Raw genomic sequence first — 25,770 nt, 5'->3', positions numbered from 1 at the left:
CCGAATGAGTAACCAAACACCGGGGTTTTCAGAGCACAGTGGTACGGCCTGCCCACTGGATCAGGCCAATGTAGACACTGATCAGATTATTCCCAAACAGTTCCTGACCGGCGTCACCCGCGCGGGCTACGGCAAACACCTGTTTCATGACTGGCGTTATCTGGATCTGGAAGAAAAGCAGCCTAACCCGGAATTTGTGCTAAACCAGCCCGCTTATCGGGGCGCCAGTATTTTGCTGGCACGGGAAAATTTTGGGTGTGGCTCAAGCCGGGAACATGCGCCCTGGGCGCTGGCGGATTTCGGTTTTGAGGTCATTATCGCTACCAGTTTTGCCGATATCTTTTATGGCAATTGCATAAACAACCAGCTGCTGCCTGTGGCACTGGCCAAGGCAGACATGGATACCCTGTTTGCCACGGTACAGGCGTCACCGGATACTAACGTTACTGTAGATTTGCCCCAGCAAACCGTGACCGCCGGCGAGCAAAGTTTTCACTTTGACATAGCAGAGCACCATAAAACGAATCTGTTAATGGGGCTGGACGCCATCGGTCAGACACTGACACTGGATGACGCCATTACTCAGTATGAACAGCAGCAAGCGCCCTGGGCCTGATATTGACAGCTAACCGGCGTAACTGCGCTTCCCGCTTACACTAACGGCGCTGCGTGCGACGAAAATGATAAGTTTTGCTTTTTACGCAGCGCACATTTCACTACACTATACGCAAAAGAATCGCGCTTAAAACGGAAGGCTGCCAGCTTTCCGTAATCACTGCGCCCGGCGTTTCTGCCCCATTCAGCCCTGTATCTGCTACCCACCTGTTGCCTAAGGGCGTGGTGGACTGCCTAAGAGTGGGTTGCTAACCTGTCGGCAACGTCAGTACACGGTAAATCCTGCAACACTGGTGAGGAATACCTTACAAGGAGATTTGATGTTAAAGCACGTCGCCATCGATGAATTGGTTCCCGGTATGTACGTCAACAAGGTTGTCGAGCAGTCCGGTGCGCTGAAAATGCGCTCAAAAGGGGTTGTGAAGTCCCCCCAAACCATCTCCGCACTGAAAGACAAAGGGATTTTGGTGCTGGAAATCGATATGGCGAAATCTCGTATTGCTGGGTCTATAGCGGAACCCCAAGCAGTCCCGCCGGTTCCCCAGCCCTCGGCGCCGCAGTCACAGTCAGAAGCGCTGTCGTCGGCCAACGATTTGTACATGCAGGCAGTATCCATTCAGGGCGAGTTAATCAACGCGTTAAAAAAGGGCGGCGCCAGCGACCTCAGCCCTATTAGCGAATTGTCGCAAAGCATCATCGACAGTTTATTCGATAATCAGGATGCCCTCTCCTGTCTGACCATGATCAAAGACGCCGATGCGTATCTGCTTGAACACTCTATTAACTGTGGCATTTTGATGAGCCTGTTCGCACAGCATCTGGAATATGATCGCGACACCATTGAACAGGTATGTACCGGGGCCATGTTAATGGACGTTGGAATGTCGGCTATCCCCCAAGAGTTGCGCTACCACACCGGAGAGCTAAGCAACGATGACTGGAAACTCGTCCAGACCCACGTAGATGTAGGCGTGGATATGTTAGAGCAGTGTGCCGACATTTCTGATCTGTCATTAACGATTGTTGCTCAGCATCATGAGCGGGTGGACGGCAGCGGTTATCCCGCCGGTTTACAGCAGGACACTATTAGCACCTTTGCTAAAATGGCGGCTATCGTCGATACCTACGATGCCATGGTGTCCAGACGCCCCCATCAGGATTCACTGACCCCCTCAGTGGCATTAAAGCGGCTTGTAAAAAGTCCCGGACTGGACCAAACCATGGTAAAAGAGTTTATTCGCTGCGTAGGCGTACATCCGGTGGGTTCGCTGGTCAGATTAAAAAGCGGCAAGCTGGGGATAATCTGTAAAGCCGGTACCAGTGACATGCTAAGCCCGGTTGTCATGACGTTCTACAGCATCAACTCAGGCAGCTATAACGAAATCAAACGGGTGGACCTGAGTAAGTCTAACGACGAAATCGTGTCAGGTGTGCGGCCGGCCGACTTTGGGATTAATCTGCCGAAGTTTTTCCGGGAAGTCTTTATTCATCAGGTGCCCGACCGCTAAGACAGCCTCATTACTTAACCAGCAAGGCACTGACCGGCTACCAGTCGGTCAGTGCAGCCATCGTAAAGATCTCATCTTCAAACGCCAGCACTACCTGCTGCGCTTCAATATTAATAATCTGTACTTTATCGGCAATCCAGTCACCTTCACCCAGCTGCTTGCCATTCACTCGTACCCAACGATCCCGCGGCCGGGAGGCGTACATGTGGGCAGAGAAGTTCATGGTTGGCAGACGGGTGAGTAAGCGCACGGGGAGCTGATCGATACGCTGAGTATCATCCCGCACAGTCACCCGGGTTTCGGGTTCCGGGGCGGGATCAGTCGCCTTGTTGTCCAGCGCCTCAACCGCGGCATTAAAACGCGCCATTAACTCAGGCGACACCGACACATCTTTATCCGGCTGTTGTTGTGTCAGCACGGTCCCTTCATCTTCCGGGTCTGGCTGTGCTGATGACGGGGATTCGCCGCTGGATAGCGCTTCTGGCTGCGCCTGGTTCTGGTCCTTCGTACGCTGTGCCGCGGCAACCTGCTCATTGGCGTTACTGGTGATATCAGCGGTTTCCTCTGACTGTTGTGAAACAGAGGCAGACTGGGCTGGCTGACTCTCACTGCCGGCATTGACTGTACTGTCCTGAGGCTCGCGGTTATTTGACTCCGCTTCGGATGACTGTGGCTGCGGGGTTATCACGGCCACTTCAGTCTTCGGTGCCGGTTCACTAAACAACTGGCTGAGGGCCGGTCGCCACTGTGTATGGGTGGCGGCGGTGAAGCCGATAGCGAACCCACCGCCTATCAGCAACCCTATAGTCAGTGCTTGCCTGGTGTAGACTTTCCACAGCGAAGGCAAGCCCTGTACAGTCGGTAAAAACAGGCTGCGGTTAAACTGGTCAGAGAGCGCATGGTCAAAGCGTGCACTGGTATCATGCTCACCACGTAGCAGCGCCTGGGTTTGTGTGGTCGCGCGGGTTTTGGTGGTCACTTCCGGCGCAATTTCCACAGTTTGTGCAGGATCGATCTCCACTTCCTGTACGCCCATTTCGGCCAGGCCCTGTACCATGGCGACACTGGACACCAGACCTGATTTCTGAATTTTCACCGGACCGTTTTGCTGCGTCACCTGCGTGATCACCATACCTGGCTGCACGTCAAAAATGGCTATCCGTTCAGACATAAGCTCTCCCCACCGCAAAGCCGACGGCAATCGCAATAATAAATGTCATGGCATACCAGGCCTTACGCTGCCCCTGCAGGCGCTGACTCACAATGTCATCCCCCAGGATTTGTTCTGCGGCAGCCAAGAAAATAGGCTTTTTCACCACGGCATGCTGTTTGGTAAACGACAACGTTAGTGCCCGGTCGCACAACAGATTAATCACCCGCGGGATACCACCGGTGATCTGGTGCACAGCCCGCAATGTACCCTTACTGAAAATGCTGATATCCCCGCCAGCGACAGAAAGCCGATGAGCAATGTAAGCACTCACTTCTGGCGAAGTTAATGGCAGTAGGTGATAGCGAGCCGTAATGCGCTGGGCCAATTGACGCAACTCGTTGCGTTTTAGCAGCTGCTGTAATTCCGGCTGCCCTATCAACACTACCTTCAGCAGTTTTTCGCGATTGGTTTCCAGGTTGGTCAGTAACCGTAACTGCTCCAGCACTTCCGGCATCAGGTGCTGGGCTTCGTCAACCATCAGTACGGTATTGATGCCCGCCGTATGGTTGTCGGCCAGATGCCCGAGGATACAGTCAGTGAAATACTTCAGACTGGCTTTGTCGGCGTCATACTGAATACCCAGCTCGTCGCACACGGTAGCCAGTAACTCCAGCGCCGATAATGTGGGGTTCAGGATCATGGCCACCTGCGTATTGTCGGGCAGTTGCTGTAGCAGCTTGCGCGAGACGGTAGTCTTGCCAGTGCCCACCTCGCCGGTGAGCATCACAAAGCCGCCACTTTCACGCAGCCCAAAAGTCAGGTGAGCCAGGGCTTCTTTATGCCGGGGGCTCATGTATAAATAGTCGGGGTTCGGGGCAATCGAAAAAGGGTTATCGCGCAGCCCGAAATAATTCAGATACATTCCACAAGAACGGGTAAATTGAGTGACGCGGATTAAACTACCAGAGCCGCACCAGATGTCAAAACTTGCCAGCACGTTTGCGGACAATAAGGCATAATAACCCTATGCAAAAACAGACTTCCCCCACAACAATGCAGACGTATCTGGTCGGCGGCGCAGTCCGCGACGAACTCCTGGGCCGCCCGGTCACCGAAAAAGACTGGGTGGTGGTAGGTGCCACCCCGCAAATCATGCTGGAAAAAGGCTATACCCAGGTAGGCAAAGACTTTCCGGTTTTTCTGCACCCGCGCACTAAAGACGAATATGCACTGGCGCGCACCGAACGTAAGGCAGGCACAGGTTACACTGGTTTTGTGTGCGATGCGTCGGCGTCGGTAACACTGGAGCAGGATCTTCAGCGCCGGGATCTCACCGTTAACGCCATTGCCAAAGATGCCAATGGTGAACTGATTGATCCTTATCACGGGGTAGAAGATATCGCTCAGCGGGTCTTACGGCATGTTTCCGATGCTTTCTCAGAAGATCCTCTGCGGGTATTCAGGGTGGCGCGGTTTGCCTGCCGCTACCATTATCTGGGTTTCAGTGTGGCGCCGGCAACGATGGCACTCATGCGCACCATGGCCGCTTCTGGCGAACTTGAACAGCTCACCGCCGAACGAGTGTGGCAGGAAACCAGCCGCAGCCTCATGGAGCAGTCGCCGCAGGTGTTTTTCGAGGTGCTTTCCGAGAGTAACGCGCTTGCCAGCTGGTTCGCGGAACTCCCGCCTGTCCCCAACCCGGAATATGAAGCCCTCGCCAAGGCAGCAAATGACAACGCGCCGCTGGAAACCCGCATGGCCGTGTTATGCAGCGGTCTTACGCCTGAACAGACAGACACCCTGCTGACCCGCTTAAAAGCACCTAACGTGGTGGCTGATCTTGCCAAAATGAGCGCACGTTGCAGCCACACCCTGATGAACTCGGCGCTGCAGGCAACAGACATTGTTGAATTGTTCAATAATCATGATGCGTGGCGTAAACCGGCGCGCTTTGCCGCGTTGCTGGATACCGCCGGCTATCTCGCCTCTGTGACCCGGGTAAACGGCTATTCGTCGCGTCGCCATGCGCTTGAGCAGGCGTTGCAGGCAGCTAACGAGGTCGACGTGAAAGCCATTGTGGCCAGTGGTGTGAAAGGCCCGGATATTAAAAAAGCCGTATTCGCAGCCCGCTGTGAGGCCGTTGCCGAATTCACCGTTTCCCTGCAGTAAAAATGTTGCTGCTTTACCCTGCGTTTTGGCTAACTAATGCTACAATACGCGGAATTTCGATTTCCATGATATGACTATGACTTTTGATGAACTAGAGCTGGATGATGCGCTTTGCCAGGCCGTTGCCGATATGGGCTTTACCACCCCGACTTCCATACAGGAACTGGTGGTGCCTCCGGCGATGGAGGGCAAAGATATTCTGGCCTCTGCGCCCACCGGCACCGGCAAAACCGCAGCATTTTTGCTGCCTGCCTGTCAGTTTCTGCTGGACTACCCACGCCAAAAGCCCGGCGCGACTCGCATTCTGATACTCACACCGACCCGTGAGTTAGCCTTGCAGGTCTATGGGCAGGCAATGGCCATTACCAAACATACTGAGCTGGTATGCGGCGTGATTACCGGCGGCATTAACTATGGCACCGACATCGACACGCTGCAAAAGAACCTGGATATTCTGGTGGCGACACCGGGCCGGTTGTTTGAGCATATTCAGAACGAAAAAGCTGACTGTCGTGATATTGAGTGTCTGATCCTCGACGAAGCGGACCGCATGCTGGATATGGGTTTTTCAGGCATCGTCAATCAGATTGCGGCTGAAGCGCGCTGGCGTAAACAAAATATGTTGTTTTCTGCCACACTGGAAGGGGGCGGCGTAAAACGCTTCTCCAACGAACTGCTGAAAGATCCGGTGGTGGTGGAAGCCAGCCCGTCTCGCAAAGAAAAGAATAAAATTCATCAGTGGTATCACCTGGCGGACGACTATGCCCATAAGGAAGCCCTGCTGGAATACATTCTTAAAAACCAGGTGACCAACGCGATTGTGTTCGTGAAAACCCGTGACCGGTTGCAAGCCCTGAAAGACAGCCTGGCGTCGAAAGGGATCATGGTGTGCTGGTTACAGGGTGAAATGCCTCAGGACAAGCGTAATGCCGCACTTGCCCGCTTTAAATCTGGCGATGTGCCGGTGTTGCTGGCCACCGATGTGGCTGCGCGAGGCATTGACGTCCCCAATGTCAGCCACGTCATTAACTTCGATATGCCACGCAAAGCCGATATTTATGTACACCGGGTGGGGCGTACTGGTCGCGCCGGTGCTAAAGGCACGGCAATTTCGCTGGTTGAAGCCCACGATATTGAAATGGTGGGTAAAGCCAGTCGCTATTCCGGCGAACCTCTGAAAGCGCGGGTGATTGATTCGTTACGTCCGAAACACAAAGCGCCCAAGAAAATCCCTAAAAAGAAAAAGGCCAGCAAGAAAGCCCCAAGCAAAGTGAAGAAGAAAACCACCAGCAAAGCGAAGAAGAAGAAGTAGGAGCCTGTGATGTCGTTTCCTCAAAAGATTGTGCTGGCCACCGGCAATCCCGGTAAAGTCAGAGAATTTGAAACCCTGTTTGCTGACTACGGCGTAGACGTAGTCCCACAAAAAGCACTGGGGGTGGGTGACGTCCCGGAAACGGGCACCACTTTTGTGGAAAACGCCATTATTAAAGCCCGTCATGCCGCCAGAGAAACCGGGCTGCCTGCTATCGCGGATGACTCTGGTCTGGTGGTGGATGCGCTGGGCGGTGCACCGGGCATTTACTCTGCCCGCTATGCCGGTACTGACGCCAGCGACCAGGATAACGTCAACAAGTTGCTGACGGCGCTGGACGGTACAGACAACCGGCACGCCCACTTCTTTTGTACCCTGGTATTTATGCGCCATGCCGGCGATCCCGTGCCACTTACTGCGCAGGGCGCCTGGCAGGGTGTCATTACCGATAGCCCCAGCGGCACCGACGGGTTTGGCTATGATCCGGTTTTTTATGTGCCGTCAGAAAACTGTACCGCCGCCCAGCTGGACCGTCAGGTGAAAAACAGCATCAGCCATCGGGGTCGTGCAATGACCGCATTAATGGATGCCATGAGGCACACTTTTGCGTAATCCGCCGCTCAGTTTATATGTCCACATCCCGTGGTGCGTGCAGAAATGTCCGTATTGTGACTTTAACTCCCATGGGCTGAAATCCGCGTTGCCGGAAAAAGAGTATGTTTCGCACTTGTTGGACGATCTCGCCATTGATGCAAAACAGGTAGCCGGACGCACGGTCGAAACAATCTTCATTGGCGGGGGTACGCCGAGCCTGCTTACCGCAGAGGCGATGCATAATCTGATTGCTGGGATCCGCGCACGTATTGATGTGGCGCCGGACGCCGAAATTACTATGGAAGCGAACCCAGGTACGGTGGAAGCCGGACGGTTTACCGGCTTTTATCAGGCGGGTATCAACCGCATCTCGGTGGGTGTGCAAAGCTTTCAACCCGCACATCTTAAACTACTCGGCCGCATCCATGACGATGCACAGGCGGAAAATGCGGTTGCCCAGGCACACGCGGCCGGCTTACCGACCTTTAACCTGGATCTCATGCATGGCTTGCCGGATCAGAGTGTTGAAAACGCGCTGTCAGACTTACGTCGCGGACTGGCGTTGTCTCCCTACCACTTGTCCTGGTATCAGCTGACCATCGAACCAAACACCCCGTTTTATTCCCGTCCGCCGGAACTGCCCGGCGACGATATTTTATGGGAAATACAGCAACAGGGTCATGCTACGCTAAAAGCTGCTGGCTTTGAGCAATACGAGATATCCGCTTACAGCAAACCCGGCCACCAATGCCAGCACAACCTGAATTACTGGCGGTTTGGAGACTACCTCGGTATTGGTTGTGGCGCCCACGGCAAGATTACTAATACCCACTCTGGGCAGATTACCCGTACCGTGAAGGTTAAGCACCCGAGAGGCTATATGGAGCTCAGCAGGCCCTATCTGGACAAGCAAACGCCCGTGGCAGATGACGCTCTGCCCTTTGAATTTTTTATGAATCGTTTTCGGTTGGTGGAAGCCTGCCCGAGTGACGATTACGCGGCCCTGACTGGCCAGGCATTGCCCCAGGACGTCCGTGACTCGCTGTCCCGGGCTGAGCAACAAGGGTTACTGGAGATAACGCCCAGCCAGTGGCAGGTCACCGCAAAAGGCCGTCGCTACCTCAATACGCTGCTAACCGAACTGGTCTGAACCACCCATGCCGCTGCATCGATGCAGTGGCAAACTGACTTTACAGCCACTTTTCACATAGCTCACCGCTGCAGCCCGCTTCAACTAAAGTCTACCAGGATCCGGTAAAAATTAATGGGTTTACGTGCTGCGATCCCCGCAGCGCTGTCTATACTTACTCATAGAGACCCGGCACTACTGGCAGGCACAGTGCGGCCTGAATTGAATAATCTTGCAGCCTGGGTCTCGCCCTAACGACAACGACATTTATCACGCGACACATAATAATAATCACAGTAACGCCACGTTTTGCAGTCGTCGGCACGCGTTTACCAAGAGGACACAAACGATGATGCGGCACTACCCTACTCAAGCTGAACAAGCCCTGGCAGTGGACAAAGAGCGAATTTGGCTACAGTGTTTCCGCTTATGTGTGCGATGTGAGCAACTTCACGACTCCCTCACTCATTATGAGTTCAGTGACGGCAGTTCAGTGACGCTCGATGCCAGTGCATCCTTCCCGATGCCGGTAGCGGATCCTGTTGCACCGCCTCTCAGCAGGCGTCAACAGCACGCCTGAGCGGGCTAAGGTAAGAAAACGTTCACCCTAGCGGGTGGAGGTAATAATATTATATTGCTTGAACGCAGGGATGGTTTCTCGCAGCCTCTCTTCAGTGCGGTCAAGCTTTCTTAGCTTGTCGCAGAACCACTGGGCTTTGTTTTTTAACGTGAACGCGCGTGGGCCGATATCACTGTCTACCTTTTCACCCATGGCTTCAAGCTGACGAGCAATTTCTACAGCTTGCGCATCTTCCGGCTCACCGCTGTTGGGGTTCACCCCACTAATAGCCGACAGGATCCCGCCAACCGACGTTGAAATGGCTTCTTCCAACTGACTTTCAATTTCATCATCCACAAACTCGTCCACCGCTTCCAGTGGTCCGGGGCCAATGAAATAGTGGTTACTGGCATGGCGGAATTTTTCTTTCACCCGATTTTTCACCCGCTGCATAGCTTTGCGCAGACGCTCGTAACTGTCGTGATCGCTGCCTACCAGCCCAAGATAAACATGATCAATGTTTTTAATGGCCAGATCGACCCCTTCCGTGGCCAGTACTATCATTTTCGGCACCACGTAGTGCAAGCCGGAAGCGTAATCTTCCAGCCACAAGCGTTGTTCATCGTTGAGGGGTTGCCAGCGCCCGCCAATGAAAAGCTGGGAGCGATGGTTAATTTGCAGCACCGTGCGCGATTTATCCATTACCCGCAGCTGCTCATCGTTGACCACCAGCCCGTAGGAAAAATCGATGTCGCAGGTAAATTCTGCCGCAGCCTGCTGAGTACCAATCAGCAGCAGGCAAAAGCCAACAAAGGTGCGCAATGACAGTGAGAGTATCTTCATGATGCTATTGTGAACGCCAACGTTGCAAATAGGGAGCAACTTAAGTTCAATCAGCCAATATTCAGGTTAAATAAAATCCGCCGCATCATAGGCGTTGCGGGGAAATTATTCAACGTTGGTGCGCACCAGGCGGATATACACAAAACGGTCTTTGCGTTTGACAGCGTGACTGGCATTGAAAAATGCCACCACCCAGGCGCGGTCCGGATCCTGAGTGGACGGGGTGGCGGTCCAAAAGTCGTCAGCCGGCGTGGCATGAAAAATACTGGTATTAACCGATGGCCGTACACACAGGCGCTCAGTAATGGAGGCCAGCTCTTTCACGTTAGGTAAACGCCAGCCCAACTTATCATCCTGGCTGGCCTCATGGGCATATTGCAATGCTGACTGCCAGTCGAAACGGGTGGCCTCGCCCGCACACACGCTGCCGTCCCACGTTTGCCCGACAGCACAGCGCTGCCAAATCAGGTTAGTGGGATGGTGCAGCACTTCGTTGCCACCCTGCACAGTAAAGTCTTCGTCGGGTGCCGTTTCGTTACCGGTGGCCAGACAGGTTTGCGCCTGTACCGGCAGTATCAGTAGGGCGGTGAGCATAGTAAGAATTCGGATCACGGGGCACTCCTCCCTGCCCGCACCAGGCGGATACTGCCGGCGGTGGATTTATTAAGAAAATTATCGACACCAGATGCAAAGTCGATAGCCCAGGCGTTTTGGGCAGCATCGTCTTGTACACCGTCTGCGCCGGGAATTACCGTCCAGTACCATAATGGTGAGTGCTGTAATTCACCGGTGTAAGGAAAGAATTCAACGTCGATCATAGCCGTACTGGTGCGACCGAAATGCACCAGTGAAAGCAGCTCGTGATGGGTGGGCATTCGCCAGTCGTAAAACCCGCACAGCCCCTGTGCGTTCACGGCATTCACATACGCCTGGGTATTGCAATTTGTCAGCGTACAACTGGTATCAACTGCGTTTTCATCGCCGGCGAAGCCGCCGTTGTCCTCAGTCTGGTACCAGGAATAGCGGTGATCTTTGTCATGCAGGTCATTGGCGTCAGTTTTCACTTCCCAGACCAGTCCGGTGACATTATCCCGCACACAGGAAAAGCTGCCGCTGTCCGCGTCCTGCTCATCACCGTTACTATTAAGTTTAGTGAAATCAAAGCCGGCTTCGCCATCGCCTGCTTTAGGCAGAGCACCCGACTGAGCAATAACGTCACTGCCACGCTGGCCGTCCTGACCCGGCCACAGATTCTGCTGATTCAGTGTAATGGCATCGGTGGTGGCCTGTACTGTGACGCCGGTATCATTCATTCTCGCGACCGGGTAAGGACGCACGGCAACGGTGAGTGTGTCATCAACCTGGTTACCATTGGCATCTACCACGGTGAGGGTAAATACGTACTCGGTGTAAGTATTCACTTGTGGGGCAATAGCATAAGTAGACAGGCTATTGGGCGCCTGTATGGTGGCGTCGGACTCCCAGCTTACGGCAAGGGGTGAGGCTGACGGTATGGTGGTATAGGCGTTGCCCTCAAGCACGATGTGCTCACCACTGAATACGGCCTGCGACACACCCGCCTCAATAACCGGCACGGTTTCACTGGCCGACTGCACCGTAAGTTGCACGGCGGTGGTGTCGGTGGCGCCTTCGTCATCGGTTACCTCTACCGTAAATGCCAGTATCTGACGCTCACTGGCTATCGGTGTGGTGATCACCAGTTGTGCCTGCTCAGTCATTACATCGGTCAGCACATCGGTGCCCTGAGTCTGAGTCCAGGTGTAGCTGGCAATGGGGTTAGCGGCGTCGGCGGCATCTGCATCAGTACTGCCGGCAGCGTCCAGTGTGACCGCTACTCCTGCCGGATAAAACCCGGTAGTGAGCCCCGGCCAGTCGGCTACCGCAATGTCCGCTACCGGCGGGCTGTTATCCGGCTGTACCGACACCACCAGCGAGTCAGACGCGCTCACCCCGCTGGCATCAGTCACCGTGACGGTGATCGTATAGTCTCTGGCAGTCGCCAGCGTAGGCGCCACAAATGTCGCGGCGGGTAAGCTGGTATCTGCGTGGGTAATTGACAGCGTAGGGGTGGCAATCCAGCGCCAGATAAGCGCCCCATCGCCGCCACTGGCTTCTGCGCTCAGGGTGACTGAGGCACCTTCGCTGACACTGCGATCCGCACCGGCACTGACGTACAGAGTACGGTTAGGGGTGTCATCGTCGCTACCTGAACCGCCGCAAGCAAACAGCATCAGTGCTGCCAGCACATAGGTGGCGTGTCGAAAGAGGGTCATCCCGGCTCCTTAATACTACTAATGTGGTTAACCCGGTGCAGAAGTCCGGCTGCTTCAGCGCACCGTCCGGCGGCGCCGTTCCTGCTCTTCACTCTGTGCCACCTGCAGTGACTCCAGTTGTTTCTTACCGGCCGCAATGTCCGTCATGTCGTAAATCATCATACTGATGTGGTCGACTACGCCGGTAGCAGATACCAGCGGCGACAGGGTAATGTTCTGATACATGAACGGCTCACTGCCTGTGATCGGCCGGTAATTGGGAAACTTGAACAAATAAGGGCGTTGTTCCCAGGTCATGAATGCACGGGTTTTCAGGGCAAATACCGGCTTGGCTTTACGCATAAACCAGTCCTGCTTAATTCCCGGAAATAAAGAAAACAAGGTTTTGTCCCGCACTTCACTGGGCAACAGGCCACTGTGGCTCTCCATAAAGCCATTCCATACTTTCACTTTATAATTGGTATCCAACACCACGATGCCTACGTCTACCGTCTGCAGCATGTCCATCATCCAGTGAAATTCCAGCAACCCTTCTAAATCGCTCTGGCTCATTAAAAGTCCTCCAGCAAATGTGCCAGCTTGGCATTCATGGTTTTCATGGAGTCTTCGGTAAACAACAGAATAAGATCGCACTGCACGTTGTAACCTTCCAGTCCGTAACTCAGCTCTATGGCCAGGGTACGACGCCATTTGATGCTGTTCATCGAAATAATTTCGGTGATGGCGCGGTGCTGGCCCAGTACCACCGGGTGGCCCTGACTGAAATTAATGTCCATTTGATTTGCCAGTCCAGTCAGACAGGTGCCAATAAGAATGCTGGCCGCATCCATCAGTAATTCCAGCTGAATACGATCATCCACTGCATCCTGAATATCCAGAATTTTGGCCACATCCTCAAAGCTGGAATCACTCAGTATGCACAAGGCCTCTCCCCGTACGCCGGGCCCAAGAAACCCCTGACATACCGCAGTGACCCGCTCGTGGTGCTCAATGTCTGACAGCATCATATGCAGTTCAGACACTTCTATCAGGTTTACATTCGGAATAGGCAGGCGCACAAATACGTTCATGATACGGGCCAGATGGTCGCCGGCCTGCCCCATGGCGATGTTGGTAATTTCCTGATAACAGTCCCGTATGTCAGGATCTAACAGATAATCTTCACCGGCGTTTGGCTCGTCACCCTGTAAGATATTGTGTTTGGTCAGTACTGCAAGGAGTGACTCCGGGCTGACCGGCTTCTGGATAAAATCGATCGCGCCAAGCTGCATAACCCGTTCGTGAGCCTCGGGTTGGATATCTCCGGAAATGACCACGGTTTGGGTTTGATAGCCGGCCTTTTTAATAGCCTCTAAGGTTTGGTAACCATCCATCACCGGCATGTTCAAATCCAGCAGCAGAAGCTGGCCCTTGCCCTCGGCGATGGCATCCACAGCTTCCTGACCATGCTTGGCAAAATGCACGGCGACCTGCCAGTCCTGTGGCAGGCATTTAGCTACCTGCTTGCGCGCTACCAGTGAGTCGTCACACACTAACACTGAAAACATGTTACTCAATTACCACCTTACGTCTGTTTGCCTTTACGCTGGCAATGGAAGAATGTCGCCCGGTGAGCCGTGCGCATTAAGTTTATCAGGGTATATATCCGGTATCGGCGTTTTTATAAATATCTTCACCCGTTTTAAGCAATAGCAGCTATTGGCCGAAAGTCCATGTCAGGTGAACTCAGGCCGCTCACAGCATTAGCGGTAATATGACCGCGGTCACGATACCGTTTAAACACAACCCAAGCGTTGCCATCGCCCCTGCCTGCTCACTCATTTGTAATGCTTTAGCCGTTCCTACCGCATGGGCCACTGTCCCTAATGCCACGCCCTGTGCTGCTGCACCCGTAACCCTGAAAATATGGAAGACCGCCGGGGTTACTACTGCACCCACGATGCCGGTGGTGATAACAAACACCGCGGCCAGCGCAGGCACGCCGCCGATATTGGCGCTGGCTTCCATAGCAAGCGGCGTGGTGATGGATTTAACCAGCATGGTCATTTGCAGAGCCAAAGGGGCATCCAACAGATACAGGGTGGTCCATGCCAGTAGCGGCGCCAGTATGCCGCCCGCCATAACCGAAACCAACAGGTGCCAGCCCAGGTCCCGTACCTGTTGCCATTGGTTATACATCGGAATAGCCAGTGCCACGGTAGCCGGCCCGAGCAGCCAGTGAATAATACCTGCATATGTCTGGAAGTCGGCAATACTGGTTTCGGTAAGATATAACGTCATGCCCACGCCAGTAGCGGTGATCACCAGCGGGTGCAGCCAGGGTGAACCGCCGGCCAGCCGAAACAGCGCCAGCGCCGCGGTGTAACAGACAAGGGTAATCAGGATCCATTGCAGGCCCGCCACTGAGAACGTGGCATCGGCTACACGGCTTACGTCTGCACCAATTTGTAAGAGCGCCTGGGCGAGGGTCATTCCGTTTGCACCAGTCGCCGCTGAAGCACTCGTTGTGCCACAAGGCCGGTCAGCCCCAAAGCGACAACCGTCGTGCCTACAATGGCCGCCGCCAGGGCCCAGCCATGCAGATAGATACTCTGCCAGTAAACGCCTACGCCCAGTACCGCGGGTACAAACAGCACCGACATGTGCCTGAGTAAGGGCGCGCCGGCAGTGGCCACAGAAACAGCTCCGCCACGTACAAACAGCATTAGCAGCATCAACAACAAGCCAGTGAGCGCCGCCGGCAAGGGCAGTTCCCACATCAGCACCAACACCTTGCCCGCAAAATAACACAGCAACAACCCTGTCCAGCCGAGCAGATGGCGGATAAGCACGGTCATAACAATCCCGGTGACAACAATATACGGTAAGTGTATCACCAGTATGTAGACTTATCAGCGCGACCTTTGCCCTGCCCGATCATCTTTTTGTCGCTGTTGCCAGTGGGCAATATAGCAACGCCGGCTGATTTTAACCTGGGTCCCGTCATCCAAATGCAGGATGTGCAGCGAGGGAGTGACAGTCTCAATTTCAGCTACACAGTCTACGTTGGCAATGACCGAGCGGCTGGCGCGTAAAAACCGGGTGTTATCAAGCTTTTTCAGCAAATCTGACAGAGTAGAACGAACAATATGATTTTCACCCAGAGTATACACACACATATAATCCCCCGCCGCCTCGATCCAGCGTATATCGTGGGGGTGCAGACACCGCCATTCACTGCCGGACTTAAGACCTACCACACCCGGCTCATTACGACTGGCACACTGACGCCGCAGCATTGCGCTCAGCGCATGGGGGGTAACGCCAAACTGACGGCACAGCCCTTCGGTGACCTGCTGATATTGCCGCCTGAACTGCAACCGCTTAGTTTCACTGAGCAATTGCGCCATGCACCGGTGAATATTATCGACGGTCAGCGGCAAAGGTAAAAAACTGCTCGCGCAGGCGCTGAATGCAGCCAGGGCGTCATCGTTGGACTCGCCCATCACTACCCAGCGGCACCCGACTGGTACCTGTTGGCGCATACTCAGCATGGTAGAGAGCGGTGCAAAGATCACCACAGGTGCTGAGGTTGAACACACCTCGCGCGCACTGTATTCATCATTGCACACGTGCACTGCGTTCACCGCCGGGTGCTGCTCAAGCTCAGTGTAAAGGCCGCTGCCATGCGCCTCACCGAACGATAAGATGACCACCTGCAACGCGCCCTTCCCTGTCACACTGGCTACGTAGGCAGCTACCACATCGGGATGCTCACCAGCCAGTCCGGCACGTTTTATCCTGATATCCGATAAAGCATGTTGCCCATGACAAAGCATGACTTTGCTCCTTAGTGATGCTGTGCGGTAAGGGTACGCTTGCCACTATGAGTACGGGTTATCAAAAACTTTCCCGCTTTTTTTGCGCCGTTCGACAATGCAAAGGTGTGCATGTCCTGGCCATTACATACCAGACCCTGTTGCAGCATCCGATAAGTCAGACCACTACGCTCCACGGCCACGTGCAGGCGAATAGGACTGTCGGCTTTTATCGCTTCACATACCCGGACCAGTTTATCTTCCATTTCAGGTGGATAGCCTTTGGCCTGAGCGCCACCGGCGATTACACTACATGCCAGTACGGCTCCAATTACGTTGCTTGCTGTAAGTAATTTCATTGTTTATTCCTCGTTTACCTGTGAATGCTGACGGCTACTACAAAATGTCCGGCTGCCAGATAACAGTAGTGAAAAAATTGCGTTGTAACCGGCGGAAAACGGCCAGCGGCGGCTATTTGAGATATTGCGATAAACACGCTATAAACGCTGATTAATAAACGCCTGGGGCGGTTACTGGTCGCGCCTGCCACACACTTTGCAACACCCTGTCATACCTACAAACAAGGATGTATCTGTGCTGGACGTACAGCAGTACCCGGAGGTAAAGCCATACATGCAGCCAGGCGATGTGATTGCTTTTGGCGGCAAGTGTTTATTTTCCCGCTGGGCGAAGCTCACTACCCGTTCGGCAGTGACCCATGTGGCGGTGGTGGTTGAGCAGCCTCAGGCTGCCGTATCAGACATGCAGCCGGGTAAGCTGGTAGTAGAAGCCACCGTAAAAGACGGGCAGCAGGGGGTAATGACTAATCGCCTCAGTGAACGAATAGAAACATACCAGGGTGATATCTGGTGGCTGCCGCTGGGCACAGAGGCCCGCACTGTCTTTAACGCGAACCAGGCTGCTTTTCATGACTTCATGTTTGCGCAGCAGGATAAAAAATATGATGTCTTACAGTTATTTGGTGCAGCGGTAGACTTTCTGGATGAGCATCCCTGGTTTGGAAGGATCAGCTATAACGATGAGGATTTCAGTAGCTGGTTTTGTTCTGAACTGATTGCCGCAGGCCTGAAAACGGCCGGGGTTATTAAAGGTGTGAATGCGTCAGAAGTGACACCTCACGACATTTGCAGGTTTGAGATATTTGCTCGTCGCTACACTCAGCTCAAGGGCAAGCCCCGCCCCATCCGCGGTTTTAACTCGCTGGAAGCAACAAACTGGGGCCACATTGCCTGACCCCAGCACAGCGCTACTTAAAAGAAGCTGTCCTGATGAATTTTGATAAACATGGACGTATCGGCTTTGCTGTAGTCAATTTTATATTCTTTCCCGTTCAGGGTTTGCACAAACAGCAGCGTTTTTTCGTCGCTGAAGACTTCACCGGCTGTTAAGTCCACCAGCTCCATATCCATCATTTTAGCGTCACGCTTATTTTCAGGTACTTTGCCTTCATATCGCTTTATACCTTTATACGTCACGATGATCGGTGGATTATCGTCGCCGTTAAGAATAAGCAAATCCAGCTTTCTGATCTTATGAATAAGGGTATTGCGACCGCTTACCAGAAAGGGCTTCTCAGTCATTATTGTCTCCGTGCTGGCGTGTCGTATCAGTAATCAGCAAAAAGATATCAAAGAACAGTGTGCGATGCACTTACTAGATGCCTGAATACACGCATTTTCTTAACAATCTGTTCAATTTTCTGAAGAACGTGGCGGCCCAAATGTGGGGTTATGTAAAAACTGCTGATCGGTCAGGCTCTGCAAAAACGCAATGACCGCGTCCTTCTCTTCCGGCGTAAGGCTGAATCCGGTCACAAACGGGCTTTTATACGGATTGTTTTTACCTTCACCGCGGCCACCGGCGGCATAAATATCCAGCACCTCCGCCAGTGTACGCACACTGCCGTCGTGCATATAGGGGGCAGAGACCACAATATTGCGCAGCGTAGGCGCCCGGAATTTGCCCATATCTTCTGGCTTTAAGGATACCGTTATCAACCCCTGGTCAACCGCAGGATACCCCCCCTGCCCGTCTTCGTTGTACAAGCCCGTGTTGTGAAACGGTCGCAGATTAAGCTGCTGAAAAGTGTGCTTCGATGACTGGGTAAAGTTAACGCCCCCATGGCAATGAAAGCACTCCAGCCGTTCGGAAAAAAACAGGTTCATGCCGTCTATTTGTTGCTCTGTCAGGGAACTATCGTCACCGCCATACGCGTAACGGTCGAACGGGCTGGAGAATGACACCAGACTACGGACAAAGCTGGCCAGTGCCTTCACAATGCCATCCCAGCTTGCGGCAGTATCACCGTAGGCGGCTTCAAACGCTGCCTGATAATCCGGTGACTGCAAACGCGCCAGTATAGCCTGCTCATGACCTGTCACGCCCATTTCCACGGGGGCTTCGTTAAACAACGGGATCATCAGTTGTTGCTCAATGTGATTCAGCCCTTCGTGGGCCCAGGTGAGGGAGCCATTGTAAGCTACGTTCACTAATGCCAGCGCATTGCGCGGAACTGCGTCACCCGTGGTGCCTATCGAATGGGCAGTGGCTTCCGCAAAGGCAAACTGTTGCAGGTGACAGGATGCGCAGGACTGTTGCTGATTCACGCTCAGCGCGGTGTCGTAAAACAGCATCCGCCCCAGCGCTACCTTTTCTTCCGTCATAGGATTGTCGGCCGGCACCACAGGTTCCGGCACATTGTAAGGCAACGCCCATTTATACGGGGTGGGCGACTCGGAGCAGCCACTCAACCACAGCGCGAAAAGCGCAATCAGTCCCAGTCGAGCCATGGCCGGTGAAGCAGATTACGAAGCAACTGGTTGCACACCGGGTCGTCCGGCGACTCAAACATGCAGCCATCGGTGTCAGGCAACGAGACCTGTGCCAGCATGACCGGTACCGATAACGCCAGATCCAGATCGGAATCCAGCTGCGTCATAGGCAAAATCATTTCCACCCGATTGGTGAACGTGCAGGATTTTTCCGGCGGGCGCATGGCCGACTCCGAGTCACAGCCAATACTGCCCAGATGATAGGACCAGGTTTGGTTTGGGGCCGCCGGATTATGCACATCCAGACGCAAAAATTTATGGCCGGTCTGCCACGACCAGAACATGCTACTGTCGTTCAGGGGCGAAGGCTGGGTTAGCGGGTTAGCGTGATTTTCTTCAAACGGTAAGCCGATGGTGAACCGAAAGTTTGTCGCCAGCTGCATCAGCTCTGCGGACGCTTCCAGTTGCAGCCGGGTATTGCCTTCCTTTTTACCATCACAGGACGGATGAAACTTAAGCAAGGCAATATCGGGGGTTTGCCAGTCGGTTTGTTTAAACTTCAGCGGCTGCCATTTGCCGTCTATGCGGATAGCCGGATTACTGGCATACATCGCCAGATAGTCGATGGCCCATTTGTTGTTATTGATGGTCATTGTCATGGGGCAGGTGCCGGTGTCGACGTGCTTCAGGTGCACCGGAATGGTTCCGCCCTCGCGGTTAGGAATAATGTTGTCACACGCAGCCAACGCCGAGAGTAACGTACAAATGACAGCGCTTCTGACTACTGTGTTGCGCAAAATTTCCACTTTGTACCTTCGTCTGCTAATTTATCTGCTCAGGGTATTCAGGACGAACACATGATAAAACAAGTATTGCTATTAATAGTGGTCTCACTAGGGACAGTGAGTCAAGCTGTACATGCACATAGCGAGCATGACAAGGCACGTTTTGTTGCCACTAATGGCACCGACAGTGGGCGCTGCGATAACCGCTTTCGCCCCTGTCAAACTATTGCCTATGCCGCCCAGATGGCGGGCAAGGGTGACAAGGTTCTGGTAGCCAGCGGGCATTACTCAATTGAGAGCCGCAACGACCTGTTTTATCTGATCAGTGAAATAGTACCGGTGAAGGGCGGTTTTAGCCGTGTCGATCATTTTCAGATCCAAAACCCCTCACTTCATACCACTACCCTGTACGGCGTCCCTCCCGCGTTTGCCGATGAATTGCATCGCCAGGGTTTTCAGGTGATTGCTGATGGCAAACAAGAGGACGCGGGGGAACTCACGAAATTCGCAAGCACCGCAATGGCGCTGATGTCAGAGTCTCATACCGCAGCGGCGTGTGAAAACGGCACCTCGGCCGGCTTTTCCTGTACTAACCTGAGCCTGCTGGCCCACATGCCACTGAGTGAGCTTGGCCTAAACGCTACCAGTGCCAATGATATCTGGGGTCACGTTGATCTGAACACTGGCAACGAATACGCCATTATCGGCCAGCGTAACGGCGTGGCGGTGGTGAATGTTACCAACCCGGAGAGCCCGCAACTGGTCGGCAGCCTGCCGGGGCAGTCAACCACCTGGCGTGATATCAAGGTGTACCAGTATTACCATTCTGCCTCCCGCACCTGGCGAGCCTATGCCTATGTGACAGCGGACAGCGCCTCGGAAGGCTTATGGATCATCGACCTGAACGACCTGCCAAACGGCATTAGCGAAGCCGGTCGGCTAAACGAAGACGCAAAAGCCCACAATATCTACATTTCCAACGTGGACTACACCCTTAATACGGCGTTGCCTGGTACCGATGCGCAAATTCATATTACCGGCTCAGAAAACTATGGGGGCGCATGGCGCTCCTATTCACTGAAAAGCCTGCAAAAGCCCAAAGCCACTTATATCCCTGAAAGCACCACCCGTAACGACTACACCCATGACGCCTCTTCACTCAGGGTAACCGACGCCCGGGCCACCAACGACTGTGTGAACGGCACCGCTGACGGCTGCCTGGTCATGCTGGACTTTAACGAACTCAGCGTGCGCTTATGGGATCATACTAATCCCACCAGTGCCAAAGAGCTGTCAGCTGTTACCTATCCCAACATCCAGTACACCCACAGTGGCTGGTGGACGGAAGACACCCGCTACGTAATTGTGCATGACGAACTGGATGAGTCGTATGAGGGGGTGAATACCACAGTTCATGTTATTGATATCACCAGTCTGACCAACCCACAGCTGGTAGCCAGCTGGGTGGGCGAAACTACCGCTATTGATCACAACGGCTTTGTGCGTGGCGACCGCTACTATATGTCGAATTATGAGAAAGGGCTGACGGTGCTGGATATCAGCGACCCCACGGCGCCAACAGAAATTGCCAACTTCGACACCTTCCCCAGCTCAGATAACACAGCCTTTAACGGTGCATGGGGCGTGTACCCGTTCTTACCCAGTGGCAACCTGTTGGTGAGCGATATTCAGGGTGGCCTGTTTATTCTGAAAGACGAAACCGTGGCCATGGAAAGCAATGTAGTGCAGTTCGCCAACCGCCAGATTAGCACCAGTGACAACACCACGCTTACCGTCACGCTGTCACGCACCGGCAGCGATGCCATGACGGTGCAGTATGCAACGCTGTTCGGCTCAGCTACTGCAACTGATTTGACGCCGGTTGAAGGCAGCGTGTCATGGTCCCAGGGGGATACGGAAGATAAAACCCTCAGCCTGACTATTGCTGAAAACGGCGCGGATGAACCGAGTGAACTGTTCTTCCTGCGCCTGTTCAACCCTAACGGCGGCTCGATTGCGCCCGGCAAGGGCATGACCAAGGTCACAATTGATGGCGAGGACACCAGTGCGGGCGTCATCAGCTTTACCAATGACGGGGTGGTGGCACTTGAAACCGATGCTACTGTGGCGCTGACCGTATCCCGTCAGGGCGGCAGCACCGGCCCAATCACCGTGAATTACGCATTACGTTCTGACACCGCTACCGTCGGCAGCGATGTCACCGATAGCAGTGGTGAGCTTAGCTGGGCAGATGGTGACAACGCTGACAAGACGCTGGAACTGGCCCTGGTTAACGACAGCGACGAAGAAAGCGAAGAAACGTTCTTTGTCGATCTCACCGGCGCTTCCGCGGATAATTTGGGGGAGTTCATCACCGTTGCCGTACGCATTAAAGACGATGAAGCCAACCAGGCACCGGAAGTAAATGCCGGCAACGACAAGTCAGCGAACCTCTCCGCGACAGTGACATTAACCGGCTCTGCCAGCGACCCGGAAGGTAATCTGGCCGAAACCTTGTGGACACAAACCAGCGGCCCGACCGTCACGCTGGACAGCCCCACCTCGCTGGAAACCTCCTTTGTGGCTCCCGATGACGCCCAGCCCCTAACCTTCAGCCTCACCGCGACCGATGAGTTTGGTGTGCAAAGCAGCGATAGCGTGACGGTTAATGTTCAGCCGGCCGCCTCGATCCCAGTAGAAGCACCTCCCCGTGAAGAGTCCGGCGGGGGCAGCCTGGGTTACGGCTTACTGTTGGGATTAGGCATGATGAGCCTGTTCAGACGCCGCACGTTACAAACAAAAAACGCCTGGCAATGACCGGCCTGACTATGATTGTATGTAAAACAGTCAGGCCGCGTTTTTGGTGGTGACAAGAGGGTGACAAGCCGAAAAAAACTGCTTATACTGCGCGGCGTTTGTAAAAACATTCGTTAATAGAAGCGCATTCCTTTCTAAGGCCCCATAGCTCAGTTGGTTAGAGCATCCGACTCATAATCGGCAGGTCCCCTGTTCAAGTCAGGGTGGGGCCACCATTTTTCCTCGCCTAAAGCAGTAGTGCTTACCAACCAGATTTTTCTGTGCTACATATGTGCTACAAACCAATGTAGTCTCTCTGCTCTATTCAAACTGTACATATTGCAGCATTTGATTTGTCATTTTTCTAATAGCAGGAAATCCATCAAAAAAAAGTATATTGTTAGATTCACATAAAGTCAGAAGGAATTGCCTCAATGAGTAGTGCAGAAAAGCATCGTACAATAGTAAAAAAAGTATTATCCGGTGATGTGTTACGTTTACATCAAATAAGCGCTGCTCAGAAAACCTTTTCCGCCTTTGATCACGAGGTGCGAGCGGTAGTGACAGCGGCAGAAATGCAAGCCGGAAAATCAGGAATTGCTCTAGCTCTTTGCTGTTTACAAAGACTTAGCCTTAGCGATCAAGATATATCTGACAGAAAACAACTTAAAGATACGCTTTATTTGGTCACAATGCCTGACCTTGCTCTGAAAGAACAAGCGGAAGACGACCTTAAACTAGCTAAAAATGTGGTCGTAAGTAACTTTGTTAACTTTGAAAAAGCATTAGAAAATGAATTTAAAGGTAATCCTCCTAAACTTATCATTATCGACGAATGTCATTATGGCTCAAACGTAAGCGCCATTCGTTATAGCAAAATTTTTGATTATCTTGAGCAAGAAAACGATACATGTAAGGTGGTATTCATATCAGCTACACCTTTCGGCGCATTATATGGGGCAGAAACTGAGTACCAGGAAGCATTAGATCTTAAAGAACAAGCAGAAAACGATAAAGATGACGAGCTTATTGAGACTGCTAATAAGATTGCATCTGCTGCACTAAAAGATTCAATATTGAGACGAAATTTCAATACGCGCCTAGTTTTTCACAAAACAAGCGATGAATATTATGGCGTAAGAGAGATGCTAAAGAGTGGCAAAGTTAAAGGACTAGACAGCACCAATAAGAACTTTCTCATTCCATCCCCAGAACGAGATGCTTTTTTAGAACAATTCATACAACACGAAGGAATGGGTTGGTCTTTGGTGAGAGTCCCTGCGGGATCGGCTATGGAAGCAAAAGAACTGCTAATAGCCAAGGGAATAGACAGTAGTTCAATATACATTCTTGGTAATTCTCTAAATGGTGTGCCAGATGATCAGCATTGTAGTATCGAACGATTTAAAAAAGAGTTTGATGATGCTGTACTGTTTGAAGACAAACTCATAGCAATTACAGTTGCCGGCGCCAGAGCGGGAATTAACTTTGGCACCATGATGAAAAACAATTTAATCTCAACATGGGATAGCACAATCGCGAGTGTAGCTGCGGTCGTTCAAGCTAATATTGGTCGAGCATGTGGTTATCACGGCAATAATTCCTCAACACACTTCACGAACATAAATGCCGCTGAAGCATATGCCGCTATTTTAGACCACCTAGAGAATACTTGTTCTGAACATGCAGCATCAGACTTTGAGGGTTTAAAGGATTTTTTTGAAGATGTATGCCAGGAATATCACGTTAACGGACTAGATGTAGGTCTTACTATAAAATACAAACGCCGCCGTCCAATTGGTGACGTTGAGACCTACGCGACCGATAGCTATATAGCTGTTCCAGCAAAGTTAATTCAGGATAATATTGATTTTACAAGCTATACAACAGACCCTATTTATTTAAAAGCTATTGATTTAATTAGGAATGAATTTACAGCTAAAGGAGCTCCAAGTGTTAAAGGCAATCGGGCCCTGCGACGAGAAAAAAACTGGATAAAAGCGCATTGGATAAATGGTGACAGCTACGATAACCCAGAAAAAGCACGCGTCGACGGTACTCAAAAAGAAAAAACACTACTTTATACCAAAATGTTAGATTCGGGATGACCTTTCCCCTGAACTAGCACCACTGCTTCGATGAGATTATTTGTACTAGCTCAGACCTGATCTGACAGTTACCCGTTTTATGGTGCCAGTGTCAGATTAGATTTGAGCTAAATTCTTCTTAGCCCAAATCTGCTTCCCATCAGTTAATGTTTCCATTGGCGTTCTGCCACAGCACATTTTGCCCTGATGAGTCCTTTCATTGTTGTAGTATTCCAGCCACTCGTCCAGATCTTTTTGGAGTCCCTCCAGCGAATCGTAGAGCTTTTTACGGAAGGTGACCTGGTAGAATTCGTTCAGGATGGTTTTGTGGAATCGCTCACAGACCCCATTAGTTTGTGGATGTCGCGCCTTGGTTTTTGTGTGGTCGATATCGTTGATGGCTAAGTAAAGCTGATAATCATGCTGCTCTACTTTGCCGCAGTATTCTGTGCCTCTGTCTGTCAGTATTCTCAGCATAGGCAGCTCCTGAGCCTCGAAGAACGGCAATACTCTGTCATTGAGTATGTCGGCCGAGGTGATTGGCGTTTTGGTCGTGTAGAGCTTGGCGAAGGCGATTTTACTGTAGGTATCGACGAAGGTTTGCTGGTAAATGCGGCCGACACCTTTGAGGTTGCCAACGTAGAAGGTGTCTTGTGAGCCAAGGTAGCCTGGATGATGTGTTTCAATTTCACCGCAGGCCTCGTCATCCTGCTTTTTCTTCTCAAGCGCGGCAACCTGCTCATCTGTCAGAATGATGCCGTCGCTTTCAACTTTAGCTTCCAGTGCCGCAAGTCGCTTTTTAAAGTTTTCCAGGTTATGCCTGAGCCATATCGAGCGAACACCGCTACCTGAAACGAATACACCTGCTTTACGCAGCTCATGCTGGTTCTCGCCTGGCCGTGAGCAGGAAACGCAATTGCATGTGCTCTAACAGCCTGCTCGGTCTCTTCATCGACCCTGTTCTTGAGGTTAGGTGTGCGTCTTGAGCGGTTAATCAGCGAATCGACTCCGCCTTCCTCAACCAACTCCTGATACCGATAAAACGTGTCACGGGACACGCCCATTACTTTACAAGCCTTCGATACATTGCCCAGCTCTTCAGCCAGATTTAACAGTCCTGCTTTGTGTTTGATGATTGGATTGCTAGTATGCAACATGAGAGTTACCTATTTTGTTTTGATTAAAGATTCGACACCTTTATCAAAACGGGTAACTCTCAACTTTTCAAGAAGAAGTGTCAGATTAAGTCGAGACTAATTCAGATTATTCATATTATGCTGCCCGCTTTGCATACTCAACAGGCGGTAAGTAATCCAATGAGCTATGTGGCCGAACAT

At 52.4% G+C, this 25,770-nt stretch carries 24 protein-coding genes, 1 tRNA gene and 1 pseudogene; 11 read left to right on the top strand and 15 right to left on the bottom strand.

The genetic code is table 11. From position 1 onward, the window contains the following. Window positions 1–4: 4 nt before the first annotated feature. The gene (gene leuD, locus OCL06_RS09605; RefSeq protein ID WP_262993932.1) at window positions 5–616 is read left to right on the top strand and encodes a 3-isopropylmalate dehydratase small subunit; all 612 of its coding nucleotides are present in this window, start codon (window positions 5–7) and stop codon (window positions 614–616) included. A gap of 319 nt (window positions 617–935) precedes the next feature. Next, a complete protein-coding gene (locus OCL06_RS09600) occupies window positions 936–2,123 on the top strand; it encodes an HD-GYP domain-containing protein (protein ID WP_262993930.1) in 1,188 nt (395 codons plus the stop codon). Between the two features lie 37 nt (window positions 2,124–2,160). On the opposite strand, the gene OCL06_RS09595 is transcribed toward OCL06_RS09600, so the two are convergent. Together OCL06_RS09595 and OCL06_RS09590 are read right to left on the bottom strand one after the other, a co-directional pair. Beyond that, window positions 2,161–3,294 (bottom strand): general secretion pathway protein GspB, encoded by a 1,134-nt coding sequence (locus OCL06_RS09595; RefSeq protein WP_262993929.1) that lies wholly within the window; start codon window positions 3,292–3,294, stop codon window positions 2,161–2,163. After that, a complete protein-coding gene (locus OCL06_RS09590) occupies window positions 3,287–4,198 on the bottom strand; it encodes an ExeA family protein (protein WP_262993928.1) in 912 nt (303 codons plus the stop codon). The genes OCL06_RS09595 and OCL06_RS09590 overlap by 8 nt, the downstream gene beginning before the upstream one ends. Window positions 4,199–4,329: 131 nt before the next feature. Here OCL06_RS09590 and OCL06_RS09585 point away from each other — a divergent pair, with 131 nt between their 5' ends. The 5 genes from OCL06_RS09585 to OCL06_RS09565 all read left to right on the top strand — a co-directional run bounded on the left by OCL06_RS09585 (window position 4,330) and on the right by OCL06_RS09565 (window position 9,060). Next, window positions 4,330–5,445: a tRNA nucleotidyltransferase/poly(A) polymerase-related protein gene (locus tag OCL06_RS09585; protein WP_262994848.1), complete on the top strand. Its 1,116-nt coding sequence runs from the start codon at window positions 4,330–4,332 to the stop codon at window positions 5,443–5,445. A 76-nt stretch (window positions 5,446–5,521) separates the two neighbouring features. Next, complete coding sequence (srmB, locus tag OCL06_RS09580) at window positions 5,522–6,757, top strand: ATP-dependent RNA helicase SrmB (RefSeq protein ID WP_262993927.1); 1,236 nt, start codon at window positions 5,522–5,524, stop codon at window positions 6,755–6,757. 9 nt (window positions 6,758–6,766) lie between these two features. Further along, a complete protein-coding gene (rdgB, locus tag OCL06_RS09575) occupies window positions 6,767–7,369 on the top strand; it encodes an RdgB/HAM1 family non-canonical purine NTP pyrophosphatase (RefSeq protein WP_262993926.1) in 603 nt (200 codons plus the stop codon). Continuing rightward, the gene (hemW, locus tag OCL06_RS09570; RefSeq protein ID WP_262993925.1) at window positions 7,362–8,501 is read left to right on the top strand and encodes a radical SAM family heme chaperone HemW; all 1,140 of its coding nucleotides are present in this window, start codon (window positions 7,362–7,364) and stop codon (window positions 8,499–8,501) included. The genes rdgB and hemW overlap by 8 nt, the downstream gene beginning before the upstream one ends. A 328-nt stretch (window positions 8,502–8,829) precedes the next feature. Then, window positions 8,830–9,060, top strand: a complete 231-nt coding sequence (locus tag OCL06_RS09565; RefSeq protein WP_262993924.1) for a hypothetical protein — start codon at window positions 8,830–8,832, stop codon at window positions 9,058–9,060. Between the two features lie 27 nt (window positions 9,061–9,087). Here the strand turns inward: OCL06_RS09565 and OCL06_RS09560 are convergent, their stop codons facing one another. The 9 genes from OCL06_RS09560 to OCL06_RS09520 all read right to left on the bottom strand — a co-directional run bounded on the left by OCL06_RS09560 (window position 9,088) and on the right by OCL06_RS09520 (window position 16,332). Then, on the bottom strand, window positions 9,088–9,882 hold the full coding sequence (locus OCL06_RS09560) for a YggN family protein (RefSeq protein WP_262993922.1): 795 nt from the start codon (window positions 9,880–9,882) through the stop codon (window positions 9,088–9,090). 105 nt (window positions 9,883–9,987) lie between these two features. Beyond that, window positions 9,988–10,476 carry an Lcl C-terminal domain-containing protein gene (locus OCL06_RS09555; protein WP_262994847.1) on the bottom strand — a complete coding sequence of 163 codons (489 nt, stop codon included), beginning with the start codon at window positions 10,474–10,476 and terminating at the stop codon, window positions 9,988–9,990. A gap of 14 nt (window positions 10,477–10,490) precedes the next feature. Beyond that, the gene (locus OCL06_RS09550; RefSeq protein ID WP_262993920.1) at window positions 10,491–12,176 is read right to left on the bottom strand and encodes an Lcl C-terminal domain-containing protein; all 1,686 of its coding nucleotides are present in this window, start codon (window positions 12,174–12,176) and stop codon (window positions 10,491–10,493) included. A gap of 54 nt (window positions 12,177–12,230) precedes the next feature. Then, window positions 12,231–12,728 carry a PAS domain-containing protein gene (locus OCL06_RS09545; protein ID WP_262993918.1) on the bottom strand — a complete coding sequence of 166 codons (498 nt, stop codon included), beginning with the start codon at window positions 12,726–12,728 and terminating at the stop codon, window positions 12,231–12,233. Next, window positions 12,728–13,723 carry a response regulator gene (locus OCL06_RS09540; protein WP_262993916.1) on the bottom strand — a complete coding sequence of 332 codons (996 nt, stop codon included), beginning with the start codon at window positions 13,721–13,723 and terminating at the stop codon, window positions 12,728–12,730. The genes OCL06_RS09545 and OCL06_RS09540 overlap by 1 nt, the downstream gene beginning before the upstream one ends. Before the next feature lie 187 nt (window positions 13,724–13,910). Further along, a complete protein-coding gene (locus tag OCL06_RS09535) occupies window positions 13,911–14,648 on the bottom strand; it encodes an LrgB family protein (RefSeq protein ID WP_262993914.1) in 738 nt (245 codons plus the stop codon). Continuing rightward, window positions 14,645–15,013 (bottom strand): CidA/LrgA family protein, encoded by a 369-nt coding sequence (locus OCL06_RS09530; RefSeq protein WP_262993911.1) that lies wholly within the window; start codon window positions 15,011–15,013, stop codon window positions 14,645–14,647. Before OCL06_RS09530 ends, OCL06_RS09535 begins: the two co-directional genes overlap by 4 nt. Window positions 15,014–15,067: 54 nt before the next feature. Then, window positions 15,068–15,994, bottom strand: a complete 927-nt coding sequence (locus OCL06_RS09525; RefSeq protein ID WP_262993909.1) for a LytTR family DNA-binding domain-containing protein — start codon at window positions 15,992–15,994, stop codon at window positions 15,068–15,070. An 11-nt stretch (window positions 15,995–16,005) separates the two neighbouring features. Further along, the gene (locus OCL06_RS09520) at window positions 16,006–16,332 is read right to left on the bottom strand and encodes a DUF3718 domain-containing protein (RefSeq protein ID WP_262993907.1); all 327 of its coding nucleotides are present in this window, start codon (window positions 16,330–16,332) and stop codon (window positions 16,006–16,008) included. Window positions 16,333–16,567: 235 nt separating this feature from the next. Here OCL06_RS09520 and OCL06_RS09515 point away from each other — a divergent pair, with 235 nt between their 5' ends. Then, a complete protein-coding gene (locus tag OCL06_RS09515; RefSeq protein WP_262993905.1) occupies window positions 16,568–17,227 on the top strand; it encodes a hypothetical protein in 660 nt (219 codons plus the stop codon). A gap of 17 nt (window positions 17,228–17,244) precedes the next feature. On the opposite strand, the gene OCL06_RS09510 is transcribed toward OCL06_RS09515, so the two are convergent. The 3 genes from OCL06_RS09510 to OCL06_RS09500 all read right to left on the bottom strand — a co-directional run bounded on the left by OCL06_RS09510 (window position 17,245) and on the right by OCL06_RS09500 (window position 19,562). Then, window positions 17,245–17,574 (bottom strand): hypothetical protein, encoded by a 330-nt coding sequence (locus OCL06_RS09510; RefSeq protein ID WP_262993903.1) that lies wholly within the window; start codon window positions 17,572–17,574, stop codon window positions 17,245–17,247. A gap of 111 nt (window positions 17,575–17,685) precedes the next feature. Then, window positions 17,686–18,783, bottom strand: coding sequence for a methanobactin export MATE transporter MbnM (locus OCL06_RS09505; protein ID WP_262993901.1), 1,098 nt, complete (start codon window positions 18,781–18,783; stop codon window positions 17,686–17,688). Then, complete coding sequence (locus OCL06_RS09500) at window positions 18,765–19,562, bottom strand: MbnP family copper-binding protein (RefSeq protein ID WP_262993899.1); 798 nt, start codon at window positions 19,560–19,562, stop codon at window positions 18,765–18,767. The genes OCL06_RS09505 and OCL06_RS09500 overlap by 19 nt, the downstream gene beginning before the upstream one ends. 60 nt (window positions 19,563–19,622) lie before the next feature. Between OCL06_RS09500 and OCL06_RS09495 the strand changes: the two genes are divergently transcribed. From OCL06_RS09495 to OCL06_RS09485, 3 genes are all read left to right on the top strand, one after another. Continuing rightward, window positions 19,623–22,367 carry a choice-of-anchor B family protein gene (locus tag OCL06_RS09495; protein WP_262993898.1) on the top strand — a complete coding sequence of 915 codons (2,745 nt, stop codon included), beginning with the start codon at window positions 19,623–19,625 and terminating at the stop codon, window positions 22,365–22,367. 138 nt (window positions 22,368–22,505) lie between these two features. After that, a tRNA-Ile gene (locus OCL06_RS09490) sits at window positions 22,506–22,582 on the top strand. A gap of 198 nt (window positions 22,583–22,780) precedes the next feature. Continuing rightward, complete coding sequence (locus OCL06_RS09485) at window positions 22,781–24,454, top strand: DEAD/DEAH box helicase family protein (protein WP_262993897.1); 1,674 nt, start codon at window positions 22,781–22,783, stop codon at window positions 24,452–24,454. Between the two features lie 96 nt (window positions 24,455–24,550). On the opposite strand, the pseudogene OCL06_RS09480 reads toward OCL06_RS09485, so the two are convergent. Then, window positions 24,551–25,590 (bottom strand): annotated as a pseudogene (locus OCL06_RS09480) (IS481 family transposase). Between the last annotated feature and the right edge of the window lie 180 nt (window positions 25,591–25,770).

The organism is Alteromonas salexigens (assembly GCF_025628895.1).
GTDB lineage: Bacteria > Pseudomonadota > Gammaproteobacteria > Enterobacterales > Alteromonadaceae > Alteromonas > Alteromonas salexigens.
The sequence above is the reverse complement of the archived record's forward strand: the minus strand, read 5'-3'. Positions and strand labels throughout refer to the sequence as shown.

Excerpts from the sequence above, each read along its gene's own strand:
- leuD (WP_262993932.1), top strand. The coding sequence starts at position 5 with ATGAGTAACCAAACACCGGGGTTTTCAGAGCACAGTGGTACGGCCTGC.
- OCL06_RS09600 (WP_262993930.1), top strand. The coding sequence starts at position 936 with ATGTTAAAGCACGTCGCCATCGATGAATTGGTTCCCGGTATGTACGTC.
- OCL06_RS09595 (WP_262993929.1), bottom strand. The coding sequence starts at position 3,294 with ATGTCTGAACGGATAGCCATTTTTGACGTGCAGCCAGGTATGGTGATC.
- OCL06_RS09590 (WP_262993928.1), bottom strand. The coding sequence starts at position 4,198 with ATGTATCTGAATTATTTCGGGCTGCGCGATAACCCTTTTTCGATTGCC.
- OCL06_RS09585 (WP_262994848.1), top strand. The coding sequence starts at position 4,330 with ATGCAGACGTATCTGGTCGGCGGCGCAGTCCGCGACGAACTCCTGGGC.
- srmB (WP_262993927.1), top strand. The coding sequence starts at position 5,522 with ATGACTTTTGATGAACTAGAGCTGGATGATGCGCTTTGCCAGGCCGTT.
- rdgB (WP_262993926.1), top strand. The coding sequence starts at position 6,767 with ATGTCGTTTCCTCAAAAGATTGTGCTGGCCACCGGCAATCCCGGTAAA.
- OCL06_RS09565 (WP_262993924.1), top strand. The coding sequence starts at position 8,830 with ATGATGCGGCACTACCCTACTCAAGCTGAACAAGCCCTGGCAGTGGAC.
- OCL06_RS09560 (WP_262993922.1), bottom strand. The coding sequence starts at position 9,882 with ATGAAGATACTCTCACTGTCATTGCGCACCTTTGTTGGCTTTTGCCTG.
- OCL06_RS09555 (WP_262994847.1), bottom strand. The coding sequence starts at position 10,476 with ATGCTCACCGCCCTACTGATACTGCCGGTACAGGCGCAAACCTGTCTG.
- OCL06_RS09550 (WP_262993920.1), bottom strand. The coding sequence starts at position 12,176 with ATGACCCTCTTTCGACACGCCACCTATGTGCTGGCAGCACTGATGCTG.
- OCL06_RS09545 (WP_262993918.1), bottom strand. The coding sequence starts at position 12,728 with ATGAGCCAGAGCGATTTAGAAGGGTTGCTGGAATTTCACTGGATGATG.
- OCL06_RS09540 (WP_262993916.1), bottom strand. The coding sequence starts at position 13,723 with ATGTTTTCAGTGTTAGTGTGTGACGACTCACTGGTAGCGCGCAAGCAG.
- OCL06_RS09535 (WP_262993914.1), bottom strand. The coding sequence starts at position 14,648 with ATGACCCTCGCCCAGGCGCTCTTACAAATTGGTGCAGACGTAAGCCGT.
- OCL06_RS09530 (WP_262993911.1), bottom strand. The coding sequence starts at position 15,013 with ATGACCGTGCTTATCCGCCATCTGCTCGGCTGGACAGGGTTGTTGCTG.
- OCL06_RS09525 (WP_262993909.1), bottom strand. The coding sequence starts at position 15,994 with ATGCTTTGTCATGGGCAACATGCTTTATCGGATATCAGGATAAAACGT.
- OCL06_RS09520 (WP_262993907.1), bottom strand. The coding sequence starts at position 16,332 with ATGAAATTACTTACAGCAAGCAACGTAATTGGAGCCGTACTGGCATGT.
- OCL06_RS09510 (WP_262993903.1), bottom strand. The coding sequence starts at position 17,574 with ATGACTGAGAAGCCCTTTCTGGTAAGCGGTCGCAATACCCTTATTCAT.
- OCL06_RS09505 (WP_262993901.1), bottom strand. The coding sequence starts at position 18,783 with ATGGCTCGACTGGGACTGATTGCGCTTTTCGCGCTGTGGTTGAGTGGC.
- OCL06_RS09495 (WP_262993898.1), top strand. The coding sequence starts at position 19,623 with ATGATAAAACAAGTATTGCTATTAATAGTGGTCTCACTAGGGACAGTG.
- OCL06_RS09485 (WP_262993897.1), top strand. The coding sequence starts at position 22,781 with ATGAGTAGTGCAGAAAAGCATCGTACAATAGTAAAAAAAGTATTATCC.